The organism is Corallococcus sp. AS-1-12, assembly GCF_020036995.1.
In the GTDB taxonomy this organism is placed as follows: domain Bacteria; phylum Myxococcota; class Myxococcia; order Myxococcales; family Myxococcaceae; genus Corallococcus.
In genome coordinates this window covers 21,201-34,445 of record NZ_JAIQDD010000034.1, presented here as the reverse complement: position 1 = coordinate 34,445, position 13,245 = coordinate 21,201, and the positions used below count along the sequence as shown (strand labels likewise).

Below are 13,245 nucleotides of genomic sequence, written 5' to 3'. Positions count from 1 at the left end.
GTTCACGGACGGCTGGATGGGCCCCCGTTACTCGTAGACCTTTCCCGCAACGGGTTCGGGTCATGGGCCATGGCGCACTCCGGTCCCCGCATCCGGGCCAGGTGCCTGGATGAACGGCAAGGGCACGGAGCCATCGGGTGGATCAAAGGACCGGCCGACCTCCGATGTGGGAACCAGGATGCCGGGGCCTGCATCCTTGGGCTCCAGCGTTTCATCCGGCTCGCCATCCCGAAGGCGGCGGAGGATCCGGCCATCGCCTCCGACCGCGTACTGCGCGCCCGAATGCAGGGCGGGAACAGTCAGTCCACAGGCCCGGGGATCCTCATCGATCCGCACGAAGATGACCCCTGGCCGCTGGATGACCCTGTACCGGTGTGACTCACGCCGGTTGACGCACGGGGTGTTGGCATCTTGTGGGCCCAGGAAGTCAGCGGCGGCGACATCGAGCGCATGCAGGACGGTGCCGCTCAGTTCGACAGCGCCTCCGTCCGCGCTCGCTTCCACGGCAGGCTGCTCGAAGAACCGAGGGAACTCGATGGATGCGTCATTCGTCCAGGCATCACGCGTGGGCGTAGACCGCAGGCAACTCACCAGGAGCAGCGCCGCCGGCAACGTGCGCCATGTCGCGCTCCAGCGCATCCTCACCGCAGCAACATGCCCAGCCGCTGCTTCGCGGAGCGGTTCTGTGGATCGAACCGGAGCGCTTCCTCCAGGCGCTCGCGGCCCTTCGCCGCGTTGCCCTGCACCACGTAGAGGTCCGCCAGCCGCACCAGCACGTCCGCGTTGTAGGGCTGCAGGTCCAGCGCCTGTTCGAACTCGCGCGTCGCCGTGACGACGTCGCGCTTGCGCATCGCCAACTGCCCCAGCATCACGTGCGGCTGCACCAGCCCGCGCGTCTCCGGCTCCGTCGCCAGCGCCTGCAACGCGGGCATCGCCCTGGCGTCCCCGAACGCCGCCAGCGTCAACGCCGCGCCCTGGCGCACCCACAGCGAGCCGTCGTGGAGCAGCGCCGCCAGGTCCTCCGTCGCCTCGCGCGCGTTCGCCGCGCCCAACCCGTCGATGATGTCCGAGCGCAACGTGCTGTCCGTCGTCCCCTTCAACGCCGCCCGCAGCGCCGGCACCGCGTCATGCTTGAACCGGCGCGCCAGGAACTTCGCCGCCGCGCCCCGCAACGTGCCCGCCTCCGACGTGTCCGCCAGCACCGCCTCCAGCGCTCCCCGGCTCCCCGCCGCCGTCTTCTCGTCGAACGCGTCCGCCAGCCGCAGCCTGCGCTCCTGCCGCGCCTCCGCCTTCGGCCACCACTTCACCAGCGCCGCCTGCATCGCGTCCGGCGCCTGCTTCGCGTGACAGGTGTTGCACGCGTTGGGGATGTCATGGCGCGCCGTGTTCTGGGGCGCCGGCACGTCCAGCGCGTGGTCCGCGAAGTGGTCCAACACGCCCGACACCACCGGCGGCATGTGACACGCCAGGCAGTCCTGCGCCGCCGCCGCCTTGTGGTGCGTGTGCTGCTCGCCCTGCGCCACCACCTCCGGGTGACAGCCCTGGCACGTGGACGCGTTCACCGACGTGCGCGCCGCCACCGGCTTGTGCTTGCGCACCTCGTTGGGCGCGCTCGCGTCGTGCGGCGCCGTGTGGCACGTCAGGCACGTGGCCCCGCCCTTCATGTGGCACTTCGACTGGAGGAGCGCCTGGTACTCGAAGCTGGACGTGCTGGGGCGCCCGTCCGCGAAGAAGTCCCCGGAGCGCTCGTTGCCCACCAGCAGCACCATGGGCTGATAGCTCGCGTCGTAGCGCTGGCCGGGCAGGAAGTGGTGCTTCGCGTCCAGCATGGGGAACAGCGTGCGGCGCGGCCCGTGGCACTGCGCGCACACGGAGAAGCCCTCCTCCTTCGACAGCTTCGCCGGCTGGATGATGTCCTCCGGCGCCTGCGACTCCGCGTGCCGCCCGCCGGGCCCGTGGCAGGACTCGCACGCGACGCCCGCGTCCGCGAACTTCGTCTCCCACTGGTGGCTCGCCCGGTCATAGCGCGCGTCCAGCCCCGTCACGTGGCAGTCCAGGCACGCGTGCTGCGCGCTGCGGCGGAAGTTCGTCCAGAAGAACGGGTGGTCCGGCGACAGCGCCCCCTGCTTCTTCTCCGAGTAGTCCACCCACTCGCCCTTGCCCGTCACGTGGAAGTACACCGGCATCACCTGCCAGCGGCCGTCCGGCATCAGCGTGATGGGGTCCTGCATCCGCTTGCCGCCCACCACCCACTGCACCGGCCACTCGCCCAGGTTCCCGTCCGCGCCCTTGGTGCGCATCAGGTAGCGGCTCCCGTCGCGGCGCATCCACGCCTCGCTGGACTCGCCCTGGAAGTGCGTGCCCGCCGTGAACGCGCCCACCACGTACGGCTTCGTCGCCGGTGACAGCGCCCGCGAGTGCCAGTCGTGCTTCCAGCCCGCGTGCTGCTCCTCGTGGCAGTCCGCGCACACCTGCGAGCCCACGTAGTGATTGGGTGCGGCGGGCGGCGCCTCCACCGTCTTCACCGGCACGGGCGCGGCCACGCTGCCCGCGTCCAGCGGAGCCGGAGCCTGTGTCACCGGCGGAGCAGACGCGGGCGTGGGCGCCGGGGCGCGCAGGAAGAAGAACAGGCCCGCCGCGAGGACCACCACCGCGAGGGCGACAAGGACAGGGCGAGAGGAGCGCATCCGGAAGGTGCCGCCCATGCTCCTCCCAAGCGCCGGGCGGCACAAGCGGCCCTCCGCGCGAGCCCTTCTCCTCCAGTGGACAACGACCTCCCAGGGAGGGCTGCGGTCCTGGCGAGCCATGGATTAGGGTGCCCCTCCAGCGAAGGGAGGCCGTGCCCATGCCCATGCGGTCCGTGAATGGAACCCGGCTGTACTACGAGGACACCGGCGGCGCCGGGGACGTGGTCCTCTTCAGCCACGGGCTCCTCTGGAGTACCCGGCTGTTCGACCCGCAGGTGGAGGCCCTGCGAGGCCGCTTCCGCTGCATTTCGTACGACCACCGGGGGCAGGGCCAGAGCGACGTGCCGCCCGAGTCCGCCATCGACGTGGAGACGGTGTACGCGGACGCGGTGGCGCTCATCGAGTCGCTGGGCGTCGCCCCCGTCCACTTCGTGGGGCTGTCCATGGGGGGCTTCGTGGGCATGCGGCTCGCGGCGCGCCGGCCGGACCTGCTGCGCTCCCTGGTGCTCCTGGAGACGTCCGCCGACCCCGAGCCCCTCGCCAACGTGCCGCGCTACACCGCGCTCAACCTCGTCGCCCGCTACGTGGGCCTGGGCCCCGTCGCCGGGCCGGTGATGCGCATCATGTTCGGCACGTCGTTCCTCACCGACCCGGGCCGGGCGGAGGAGCGGGCGCTGTGGCGCACGCGCCTGACGGGCAACCGCCGCGACATCTACCGCGCCGTCAACGGCGTCATCCAACGCAAGCCCGTCGCGGAGGAGCTGCCGCGCATCCGCACGCCCACGCTCGTCATCGTGGGGGAGGAGGACCGCGCGACGGTGCCCTCCAAATCGGAGCGCATCCACTCGCTCATCCCGGGCTCGAAGCTGGTGCGCCTGTCGCGCGGGGGCCACTCCTCCTCCGTGGAGGAGCCGGCGCTCGTCAACGCGGAGCTCGCTCCGTTCCTCACCCAACACGCGTCCAAGCCGGCCGCGCAGGCGGGCTGACGCGCCGTTAACGAAGTCCCCAGGAGGTTTCCCCATGCCAGTCGCGAAATGGAACGGCGCGGTGCTCGCGAAGAGCGACACCTTCGAGACCGTGGAGGGCAACATCTACTTCCCGCCGGACAGCCTGGTGCGCGAGCACTTCAAGCCCAGCGCCACGCACACCACCTGCCCCTGGAAGGGCCAGGCCCACTACTACTCCGTGGAGGTGGACGGGAAGACGAACGCGGACGCGGCCTGGTACTACCCGGAGCCCAAGCCGGCCGCGTCCAACATCCAGGGCTACGTGGCCTTCTGGAAGGGCGTGACGGTGGAGCGCTGAATCAGAGGCCCACCAGGTACTTGCCCCAGCGCAGGCTGTTGCGGAGCTGGGTGACGACGAAGGCGGGGACCCACTGGAGGAGGTTCGCCTCCGGCTGCACGCCGTAGCCGTTCCACAGCTCATCGTCGATGCGGTTGGCGTCCAGCGTCGTGGGGTAGGGGGCGGGCGTGCCGCCGTAGCACTCGCCTTGCGCGAAGAAGAGGTCCCACAGCGTGGCGGCCTCCGCGTGGTCGTCCGGGATGAGGCGCGTGTCCACGCCCAGCAGCGAGCCCAGCAGCTTCCAGAAGTAGTACCAGCGCTGCTCGTTGTACTCGTAGCCCTTGTCCTCCCACGCCTGCGCGACGATGTACGCGAACGTCAGCAGCGTGAAGGCGACCCCGCTCTGGTTGTAGCAATGCTGCCGCCCCGTATCGAGGGACTTGTAGTGGCCCAGCGCGGAGTTGTGCATCTGCGCCAGCAGCAGCGTGGTGGACAGGGTGCGCGTGCTGTAGAGGCTGCCCCAGCCCATGTTCATGTTGCCGTAGAGGATGCGCAGCATGATCTGCGCGGTCTCGATGACCCGGCGGGACACGATGGCCTTGAGCTTGCTGTGCGGGCGCTGCTTGAAGAGGGACGACACGTCCTTGTGGTAGTAGGTGGCCCGGAAGGACACGCCCGCCAACTGGTTCACGGACGCGCCCTGGAAGAAGACGTAGAACGCCTCGTCGCGCGCGGCCTCGAAGTCGCGCAGGAACTGGGCGGAGGACCCCACGCCCGTCACTCCCTGGGTGGCCACCGAGTACGTCGGCCCGTAGAGCACCTTCGCGATGCGGTGGTCGCTGTACGTGTTGCCCCAGTAGCCCTCGATGGCGGAGAAGGCCTTCAGCGCGGGCCGCCACGAGGTGCCGTTCACGCCGGGCGTGTCGCGGATGTGCTTCTTCCAGTGCTGCCGCAGCTCCTCCATGAACTCCGGCTCCGCGGCGCTCATGATGCCGTACAGGCTGTTGGCCGCGGTGAGCGGGTCGCCCAGGATGGCGGTCAGGTTCTGGCCACGGAAGGTGAAGGGCATGGGCGGGCGCTCCGGTGGATGGCGTTCCGGAGCAGTGTAGAGAACTGTTAAGCCTGTAACAAACCGCCCGTCCTGGAAAACCCGTCACGTAGGGGATGTGACGGGGCGGGGTGGACTGGACTTTCCGGGCGGACGCGAGCGGCGATGCTGGGGCTTTTCGCGGGGCGTGGCCCTGAGTGGAGGAGCGGAGCCTTGGCGACGGTGTCCCTGCAGGACGTGCGCAAGGTGTACCGGGGGGGCGTGGTGGCGGTGAAGGGCGTGACGCTGGACATCGCGGACGGCGAGTTCGTGTCGCTGGTGGGCCCGTCCGGATGCGGCAAGTCCACGACGTTGAACCTCATCGCCGGGCTGGAGGAGCTGTCCGGCGGCGAGCTGAGAATCGACGGGCAGTTGGTGAACGACCTGTCGCCGCGCGAGCGCGACATCGCGATGGTGTTCCAGAGCTACGCGCTCTATCCGCACCTGGACGTGGCCGGGAACCTGGCGTTCCCGCTGAAGGTGGCGGGCATGGACGCGAAGGACGTCGAGGCGCGCGTGCGCGAGGTGTCCGGCGTGCTGGGGCTGGAGGCGCTCCTGTCGCGCCGGCCGAAGGAGCTGTCGGGCGGGCAGCGGCAGCGCGTGGCGCTGGGGCGCGCATTGGTGCGCAGGCCCAAGGTGTTCCTCTTCGACGAGCCCCTGTCCAACCTGGACGCGGCGCTGCGCACGCAGATGCGCGGCGAAATCAAGAAGCTGCACGAACAACTGAAGGCCACGTTCATCTACGTCACGCACGACCAGGCGGAGGCGATGACGCTGTCGGACCGCGTGGTGGTGATGAGCCAGGGCGAGGTGCAGCAGGTGGCCCCGCCGCGCGAGCTCTACGACGCGCCCGCGAACCTCTTCGTGGCGGGCTTCTTCGGCTCGCCGCGCATCAACCTGGTGAAGCCCCAGACGCTGGGCCTGTCCGAAGGGGACGCGGTGCTGGGGCTGAGGCCGGAGCACCTCCAGGTGGGGCAGGGGCCCCAGCCGGAGGACGCGCGCGAGGGGCGCGTGTACCTGGTGGAGCCCATGGGCGCGGAGGTCTGGGTGACGGTGGAGACGGGCGGCGAGCGCCTGGTGGCGCGGGCGCCCGGAGACTTCCGCGCCGCGAGCGGAGACACGGTGTGGCTGCGCCACGACGCGCGCTACCTGCGCCGGTTCGACGCGAGGACGGGGCGCGCGGTGTGAGTCAGGGGCGGAGCCGCAGCCTGGCTTCCGCCAGGACGCTGCTGGCCTCACGCGCGACACGGGCATGGCGTGTCATCAGGGCTTCCTGGGATGCACGAGGCTGTGCCTCGAACAGGTCCCAGAGGTACTGCTCCTCCGTGGCAGGGACGCGATATCCCAGCTCCTCGCCGTAGCGACGCAACCGCTCCAGGGTGGCGAGCAGGTACTTCCAGTTGGCCAGCGGGCGCAGCAGCAGCACCTCGCGGCGCTGGACGGACTCCGCCGCCAGGGGATGGACGTGCCCCCGCCAATGGCCTCCCGCGTATTCCACGCCGATGGCGGAGAGGCCCAGGTCGAATCGGGAGAGGCGCTCTTCCAGTGTCGCTGGTGCGCAGTCGTAGGCCACTTCGAGCCGACGTCCCGAGAGCTGGAAGGTCGTCTGGAAGGGAGGGTTGTCATCCAGCAGGAGGGCCCCCTGTGCCTCCAGATGGACGAGGAGCACCTGCCGGTCCAGGACGCTGGCTGGCCAGAGGTCCAGGTCATGCGGGGGACGCCCTTGGAGCAAGGTCTTGAACGCTCCCCCGGCCAGGAAGAATCGGCCTGGAAACGCGTGGGAGACAAGCGGAACGAGCTGCTCCCGGGCGAAGGCAACGACGGAATCAAGCGAGAGGACCTCATCCGGCGCGGACGAGCGGGGCGAGGACCTCATGCCGGCTCCGGATGGCGTGCACGCAACTCGCGCACGGTGATGCCCTGCTCGTCGATGACCTGGAGCGCGCCGTCCAACGTCTCTACGCGGGCCTGTCCGTTGTAGAAGGGCTCCACGATGGCGAAGCGCCGGGCGTAGAGAGCGTCTCCCGCGGCGTCGACGTGATGCCAGCCGCCTGCGTCCCGGGCGCGCGCGAAGCCCTTGTGGAAGACATCCAGGTCGAAGAACCGGCGCGCATTCAAGGGGTGCCCCTGCTTGTCGATGTGCAGGTGGAGGCCCGAGGCCTCCTGCACCACCGCGTAGCCGTCCCGGAAGTCTCCCGCGTAGGCATACCGCTCCAGATAGGCCGCCTCTCCCCGGCCATCGATGTGGAAGTAGCGGCCGTCCTTCGCCCGGACCGGACAGCGCCCGTCCTGGAAGTTGCCGCACCACGCGTGGCGCCCTGTCGTGAGCTCCTGCCCATCCACGCGCAGGTGGAACGCACCCTCTGCATCCACGACCGCCGCGAGCCCTTCATAGAATCCAAACGTCCGGATGAAGCGGCGGGAGGAGAGCGCGTTCCCCCTCAAGTCGATGTGGAATGCTCCCGAGGCGTCCCTGACAGCGGCGAGTCCCGGTTCGTGAAAGGAGAGGACCTCGGTGAAGCGCGCGGCATAGAGCGGCTTGCCGTCCAGGAGATGATGGGTCCTGTCAGGCGAGACCCGCGGATGGGCGCTGGGGTTCAAGGGGCCTCCTTCACCGGCTGACGCATGTTGCAGCCGCGACACAGGGGATGGTCCTGATAGCCATTCAGCAGCCGTTGATAGGCCGGGCCCGTCCACACCTCCCGGATGCCCACCTCGTTCAGGTTGCCCAGACTCCCGAGCGTTCGTCGTTCCTTGTCGGGAGCGCAGCAGGGGTCGAAGCGGCCCACGGCGCTCACCCATGCCTCCTTCCCCAGGAACGGACACTGCGCGCCAGGCGCGAGGTCCGTGACGGCCTCCGCTCCCAGAGGAAGGATGTTCTCCAGGAGCACCTTGCTCCCATCCGGCCGCCGACACTCCTCCGCGACACGGTGCGCCTGCTGGACGGCCTCGTTCCAACGATGGATCGCCGAGGCGTCGCGCCTCATGGACAGGGGCTGGATGGCGGCGAAGTGGGCCCAGAGGTGGTGACCCTTCACCCTGTCGACGCCCAGGTCCGCCGCGAGCCGCACGATGTCCGCCAGCTCGCCCACGTTCGACTCCAGGAAGGTGAGCTGGAGCGTGACCCTGCAGCGATGACCTCCCTCGCGGGCATGAACATCGCGCTCGGCGAGGAACTGGCGGAGGTTCTCCAGGACCTGTTCCCAGCGGGTTCCGGGCATCACCGCTTCGTGGGTCTGCTTCGTGGCACCATTCCACGACACCTTCACGTCGGAGGTGATGGGGACCAGCCGGCGTGCCCACGCTCGTGCTCCGCGCCTGGGAAACGTCCCGTTGGTGGTGAGGTTCAGCCACACCCCGTGCGCCATGCACAGATCGATGATGTCGTCGAAATGGGGATAGAGCAGCGGTTCCCCCATGGTTGACGGAATCACCTCCCGCAGGGGCGTGCCATCACTGTCCGCCATGATCCGTCGCAGCAGTTCCAGGGGCATGCGACGCTTGGGCTGGCCGGCTTCCCGGCGCAGGCGTTGGGTATCGCTGTGGGGCGAGTGGTCCTCACACATGATGCAGTGCAGGTTGCAGTCGTCGGGATTGGTGTCGAAGGTGATGCGCCAGGGGCCGGGCCGGCTGGGGGCACGACGGGCACGGTGTTCCCGGATGGCACGGGCATACAGGGCCTCCACGGCCTCCACGTGGGCCTGCATCCCCTGCACGTCGCCCCCTTCCCCCAGGAGGTGCCCGCGACTGCCAAGTCGCACCGCCAGCTCCGGGGCGTCCACCAACTGCTGCATGGCCCGGGCAAGCGAGCCGGGGTCCCGGTGGGTGAAGAGCACGCCGTTTTCTCCATCCCGGACGTACTCGCGCATCCCTCCTGTATCCGCGGTGATGACAGGCACCCGCGCCTGGAGCGCCTCGTGGATGACCAGCGGAGAGTTCTCCACCCAGATGGAGGGCACGACGATGGCATCCACGTGGTTGAAGACGTCCCGCACGATGTCCGCGTTGCGGTACTCGGGAAGCCACTCCACGCGTGTGCTGGCATCTCCCGGCAGGGCCAGGGCCAGCGCCTTGAGGGTGTCCGTGTGTTCGCCGCGAGGCCGTCCCCAGATCTTCAGCCGGGCCTTGCCGCGCACCTGCCCGAAAGCCTTGATGAGGTGATGGATGCCCTTGGCCGGGATGTGGGTGCCGATGTAGCCGAAGACGACGTCGGGTTCGGGCGTTCGCTGCCGGTGGCGCAGTCGCTCCAGGTCGAAGCCGTAATCCAGATACACCGCCTTGTGGGCGGCCAGCCCGAAGTCCCGCTGGAATCGCTCCAGCAGGTAGCGCGAAGGCGCGATGAAGAGGTCCACGTGCTCCATCATCCGGCGCACATGCTCCATCCGGTCGTGCACCCACTGACTCCAGTGCGCGACGTCCTGCTCCCGCGTTTCGGGGCCTCCAGAGAAGTAGCGCGCGTAGCAGCGCTCCGCGCACTTCCGGTCCTCCTGGCCTGAACATGCGGACCAGGGCTCGCTCCCGGCAACGGGATGCATCTGCAGGAACTGCCCCCGGGGACACATGAGCCAGTAGTCGTGCAGGGTGAAGACGATGGGGATTCCACGGGTCGCGGCCACCTCCAGCAGAGACGTGGACAGGTGGTTCAGATGGCCCACGTGGATGACGTGAGGACGGAAGCCGTCCAGCACTTCCGCGAAGCGTTGATCCACCCCTTCATGCCGGTAGCGGTCACGACTGTTGGGGAGGTTGACCAGATGCAGCAGGACACGCGGGTCGTCTGGATCACGCTCCTGTGTCAGTTCGTAGTCTGGGAGGAACGGGTCCTCGCGGCGGGTGAAGACCTGGACCTCGTGCCGGCTCGACAGGCCTTGTGAAAGTGCCTGGGTATACACCTCCGAGCCCGCGTTGAAGCGCATGGGGTAGCCATGGATGACCTGAAGCACTCGCATGAAATGGCCCGGGTGCCATGGCTTCACGCCATGGCACCTGTTGAAGTGGGAACGCCGCGACACGGCTCCGCGAGTCTGCGCGAAGCCGTGTCGTCTTGTGGAAGGGAGCTTGCTACTTCAACGCGGGCTCGGAGGGCTCGGGCGCCTGAGGCTTCTGGGTATCCGCTGCCTCTTCGGAGGGACGACCTTCTTCGCCACGAGACTGCCAGTACGCGTCATCCTGGGGATTGAGCTGACGCGAACGGTTATCGATATCTGCCTGCGAGGGTTGGTACTGCTTCGAAGACCTGCTCATGGGCAACTCCAGTGTCGGATTTGCCGGCGGTGCATCGTGGTCATGCCGGATTCAACGGCCAACAAAGCCTCCGTCCAGACGGACGGCCACGGACCCACGTGGAAATTCCTGGCCAGGTTGGGTTTCTGCGGGACTGCGCGTAAACCATACACAGGCGGATTGTGAATCGCAACCCGGTGCCTGGATGGATGGTGAGGATTTGAGCGAGGGGATTGTCAGGCGTAGACCTGTTCGCTCTCCACCACGGGCTCCAGCCGGCGCTGGAGGGCGGCGAGCCGCTCGTAGCGCTGGTGCAGCGCCTCCTTGTGTTCGCGTTGCTCCGCGCGGGCGATTTCATCCAGCAGCGTCTGCAGCGAGGAATCCACGGCGTCCTTAAGCACGCGCGATTCGTCGTTCGAAAGTTCCAGCAGCATGGGGGCCTCCTTGAGCCAACGTTAGGCACCCCGTGACAGGGCCGCGCGCGGGGCGGGCGCACGGGCGTGGAAGAAGGCGGCCCGAGGGCCCACCGGGCTGCCTGCCACACCGCGCACGGCGGCGGGAGCGACCCCACTCTTGGCGAGGACCCCATGAGCGCGAGGAGCGACGCGATGATTCACGCGGGAGAGGTGCGCGAGGGCATGTCGGTGCGCACCGCCGATGGACAGCAACTGGGCCGGGTGGCGGGCGTGGGCGACACGCACTTCGAGCTGGAGCGGGGCCTGGTGCCCATTCCCCGGCGCGACTACCTGGTGGAGTACAGCGACGTGGCGGCCGTGAGCGGGGATGAAGTCCTGCTCAAGCCGGCGGACCACCCGCAGCTCACGCTGGAGGAGGACGACGACGGCGGAGCCCTGCCGCCGCGCCACAGCGAGGGCCTGGAGGCGGAGCCCACGAACGACCCCCTGGGTCCCATGCGGCACTGACGCGTCCGACCCGGAGGGCAAGGCCCTGGAATCACTGGGCCTTGCGGTCGCCTGGGTGTCAGACCGGCGCGTTAGACGGACCCCTCGACCTGACGTCCCGGTGGGGCCATGCGACGGTTTTCGACATCTTGCGTCACGATGCTGTGGTTGGGAGTGGTGTTCGCGTGCGGGCCCGCGCCGCGAGCGGATGCGGGCGGCGTGGAGGCGCCGGTGCCGGGCGTGTTGTCCACGCCGAGGCGGCTGTTGCCCTACGTCGCGTTGGACGACGGGCGGGTGCTGGCGGCGGGAGGGCATGACGGCAGCCGCACGCTGGGAAGCTGCGAAATCTTCGACCCGGACACGGGGCGCTGGCGGACCACGGGAGCGCTGCGCACGGCGCGGCGCAACCACGCGGCGGTGCGGCTGGTGGATGGGCGCGTGCTGGTGGTGGGCGGCTCGAATGGCGTGACGGTGGGCGCGCTGGCGAGCGCGGAGCTGTACGCGCCGGACACGGGCGTGTGGACGCAAGCGGCGCCCATGAGCGAGGCGCGCAACGACCCGGCGGTGGTGCTGTTGCCGGACGGCCGGGTGCTGGTGGCGGGGGGCACGGACGTGGACCTGCGGCCGGTGCGTTCGGCGGAGCTGTTCGACCCGGTGACGGGCACGTGGAGCGCGGCGGAGGCGCCCGCGTACGCGCGAGGCGGCGCGGGGACGGCGGTGGTGCTGCGCACGGGAAAGGTGCTCTTCGCGAGCGGCCTGCAGTCGGAGCTCTACGACCCGGTGACGGGCCGCTGGGAGAAGGCGGGAGCGGTGGGCGGAGCGGCGGGGACGCACCGGCTGGGGCACACGGTGACGCTGCTCCCGGACGGGCGCGTGCTGGTGGTGGGAGGCACCACGACGCAGGCGGCGCGCACGGCGGAGGTGTACGTGCCGGAGCGCAACGCCTGGGAGCGGGTGGAGGCGCCAGCGGTGCCGCGAGAGCACCACGCGGCGCTGCTGACGGCGGAGGGAGCGGTGCTGGTGGTGGGCGGCGAGCACTCCTCCCGAGGCACGCTGGACTCCGCGGAGCGCTTCGAACCGGCGAAAGGAATCTGGACGCAGGCGCCCACGCTGCATGAGCCGCGAGGCGAAGCCGGAGCGCTGTGGCTGCGCCGGGGCACGGTGCTGGTGGTGGGCGGAGTGAACGAGCTGGGCACCCTGGCCACGAGCGAGGAGTACGTCCCCGCTCCCGCCGTGGCCCAGGCCACGCCGGGAGAGTAGTTTTATTCACGGATAGACGGGGGACTGGACCAGGGGAATACTGCTGCATGTCCCGTGGAACAACAGGCGTCTTGGTGCTCGTGATGTTCCTTGTCGGAGGCGGATGCGCCTCCGCGTCTCCTAGCGAGTTTCGAGCGGATCATTCGCGCGGCCCCGGAAGCTTCTGTGCTTTGAATCCCGAAGGCTGCGCTCCGCCGCCTGTGTCCACGCCCGGAACGTTCGACCTGGACTCCTGCTTCAAGGCCTGTGATGCGGGAGGCGCGACCCTGGAGTCATACTGCCGGAGCCTCGCCGAGACCTGGCAGCGGCAGCTCTGCTGGTCCGTCGTCCAGGGCTCGAAGGCGGCATGCAAGGGCATGTGCTCGCGCATCAACGCATGCGTTTCCCACTCCACCGCCTGCCCTCCGGATGAGGGGTAGGGAGCCGTCCATGAATCCTGGCCCTCCGCACCACGCGTCCATAAGTGACCCCGTGGCCGACGACTACTGGTCCTTCGAGGACGACCAGGGGCGCAAGCACGTCTCCCGCGTCACCCTGGGCCGGCCCGCGCCCATTCCCCAGGATGCCAATGGGGACTGGTACTGCCCGCTGATCATCGGCCACGCGGTGCCCATCACCGTCAGCATGGTGGGCGTCGGTCCCGTGGACGCCCTGCTCAACGCCGCGCGGTTCGTCCGCGAGCACTTCCATGAGCTGCGCAAGGTCAGCCCCCGCGCTACGCCGCCTGGCTCCACGGATTCGAAGTGAAGCCGGGACAGTGTGTCTGGCTTTTCCGTGAATGACTGACAACGGCGGTTCCTGG

General features: G+C 69.2%; 13 protein-coding genes. 6 read left to right on the top strand and 7 right to left on the bottom strand.

The window, feature by feature from the left end; genetic code table 11:
- Positions 1 to 60 precede the first annotated feature (60 nt).
- Positions 61 to 639, bottom strand: coding sequence for a hypothetical protein (locus K8556_RS34060; protein WP_223744284.1), 579 nt, complete (start codon positions 637 to 639; stop codon positions 61 to 63).
- A 2-nt stretch (positions 640 to 641) separates the two neighbouring features.
- Positions 642 to 2,705, bottom strand: a complete 2,064-nt coding sequence (locus K8556_RS34055) for a HEAT repeat domain-containing protein (protein WP_223744283.1) — start codon at positions 2,703 to 2,705, stop codon at positions 642 to 644.
- A gap of 140 nt (positions 2,706 to 2,845) precedes the next feature.
- On the opposite strand from K8556_RS34055, the gene K8556_RS34050 reads away from it, so the two are divergent.
- Together K8556_RS34050 and K8556_RS34045 are read left to right on the top strand one after the other, a co-directional pair.
- Positions 2,846 to 3,673: an alpha/beta fold hydrolase gene (locus K8556_RS34050; protein WP_223744282.1), complete on the top strand. Its 828-nt coding sequence runs from the start codon at positions 2,846 to 2,848 to the stop codon at positions 3,671 to 3,673.
- Between the two features lie 34 nt (positions 3,674 to 3,707).
- The gene (locus K8556_RS34045; RefSeq protein WP_223744281.1) at positions 3,708 to 3,992 is read left to right on the top strand and encodes a DUF427 domain-containing protein; all 285 of its coding nucleotides are present in this window, start codon (positions 3,708 to 3,710) and stop codon (positions 3,990 to 3,992) included.
- A 1-nt stretch (position 3,993) separates the two neighbouring features.
- On the opposite strand, the gene K8556_RS34040 is transcribed toward K8556_RS34045, so the two are convergent.
- Positions 3,994 to 5,040 carry an oxygenase MpaB family protein gene (locus tag K8556_RS34040; protein WP_223744280.1) on the bottom strand — a complete coding sequence of 349 codons (1,047 nt, stop codon included), beginning with the start codon at positions 5,038 to 5,040 and terminating at the stop codon, positions 3,994 to 3,996.
- A gap of 192 nt (positions 5,041 to 5,232) precedes the next feature.
- Here K8556_RS34040 and K8556_RS34035 point away from each other — a divergent pair, with 192 nt between their 5' ends.
- Positions 5,233 to 6,246, top strand: coding sequence for an ABC transporter ATP-binding protein (locus K8556_RS34035; RefSeq protein ID WP_255652921.1), 1,014 nt, complete (start codon positions 5,233 to 5,235; stop codon positions 6,244 to 6,246).
- Position 6,247: 1 nt separating this feature from the next.
- On the opposite strand, the gene K8556_RS34030 is transcribed toward K8556_RS34035, so the two are convergent.
- From K8556_RS34030 to K8556_RS34015, 4 genes are all read right to left on the bottom strand, one after another.
- A complete protein-coding gene (locus K8556_RS34030; protein ID WP_223744279.1) occupies positions 6,248 to 6,790 on the bottom strand; it encodes a hypothetical protein in 543 nt (180 codons plus the stop codon).
- Between the two features lie 140 nt (positions 6,791 to 6,930).
- On the bottom strand, positions 6,931 to 7,431 hold the full coding sequence (locus K8556_RS34025; protein WP_223744278.1) for a hypothetical protein: 501 nt from the start codon (positions 7,429 to 7,431) through the stop codon (positions 6,931 to 6,933).
- 224 nt (positions 7,432 to 7,655) lie between these two features.
- Complete coding sequence (locus K8556_RS34020) at positions 7,656 to 10,007, bottom strand: glycosyltransferase (protein WP_223744277.1); 2,352 nt, start codon at positions 10,005 to 10,007, stop codon at positions 7,656 to 7,658.
- A gap of 510 nt (positions 10,008 to 10,517) precedes the next feature.
- A complete protein-coding gene (locus K8556_RS34015) occupies positions 10,518 to 10,715 on the bottom strand; it encodes a hypothetical protein (RefSeq protein WP_223744276.1) in 198 nt (65 codons plus the stop codon).
- 153 nt (positions 10,716 to 10,868) lie between these two features.
- Here K8556_RS34015 and K8556_RS34010 point away from each other — a divergent pair, with 153 nt between their 5' ends.
- From K8556_RS34010 to K8556_RS34000, 3 genes are all read left to right on the top strand, one after another.
- The gene (locus K8556_RS34010) at positions 10,869 to 11,204 is read left to right on the top strand and encodes a DUF2171 domain-containing protein (protein ID WP_223744275.1); all 336 of its coding nucleotides are present in this window, start codon (positions 10,869 to 10,871) and stop codon (positions 11,202 to 11,204) included.
- A 138-nt stretch (positions 11,205 to 11,342) separates the two neighbouring features.
- Entirely contained in the window at positions 11,343 to 12,443 is a 1,101-nt protein-coding gene (locus K8556_RS34005) for a kelch repeat-containing protein (RefSeq protein WP_223744274.1), read from the top strand.
- Positions 12,444 to 12,914: 471 nt separating this feature from the next.
- The gene (locus K8556_RS34000; RefSeq protein WP_223744273.1) at positions 12,915 to 13,190 is read left to right on the top strand and encodes a hypothetical protein; all 276 of its coding nucleotides are present in this window, start codon (positions 12,915 to 12,917) and stop codon (positions 13,188 to 13,190) included.
- The last annotated feature ends 55 nt before the right edge of the window (positions 13,191 to 13,245 follow it).

Coding starts and splice junctions, on each gene's coding strand:
- K8556_RS34060 (WP_223744284.1), bottom strand. CDS start 639: ATGCGCTGGAGCGCGACATGGCGCACGTTGCCGGCGGCGCTGCTCCTG.
- K8556_RS34055 (WP_223744283.1), bottom strand. CDS start 2,705: ATGGGCGGCACCTTCCGGATGCGCTCCTCTCGCCCTGTCCTTGTCGCC.
- K8556_RS34050 (WP_223744282.1), top strand. CDS start 2,846: ATGCCCATGCGGTCCGTGAATGGAACCCGGCTGTACTACGAGGACACC.
- K8556_RS34045 (WP_223744281.1), top strand. CDS start 3,708: ATGCCAGTCGCGAAATGGAACGGCGCGGTGCTCGCGAAGAGCGACACC.
- K8556_RS34040 (WP_223744280.1), bottom strand. CDS start 5,040: ATGCCCTTCACCTTCCGTGGCCAGAACCTGACCGCCATCCTGGGCGAC.
- K8556_RS34020 (WP_223744277.1), bottom strand. CDS start 10,007: ATGCGAGTGCTTCAGGTCATCCATGGCTACCCCATGCGCTTCAACGCG.
- K8556_RS34015 (WP_223744276.1), bottom strand. CDS start 10,715: ATGCTGCTGGAACTTTCGAACGACGAATCGCGCGTGCTTAAGGACGCC.
- K8556_RS34010 (WP_223744275.1), top strand. CDS start 10,869: ATGAGCGCGAGGAGCGACGCGATGATTCACGCGGGAGAGGTGCGCGAG.
- K8556_RS34005 (WP_223744274.1), top strand. CDS start 11,343: ATGCTGTGGTTGGGAGTGGTGTTCGCGTGCGGGCCCGCGCCGCGAGCG.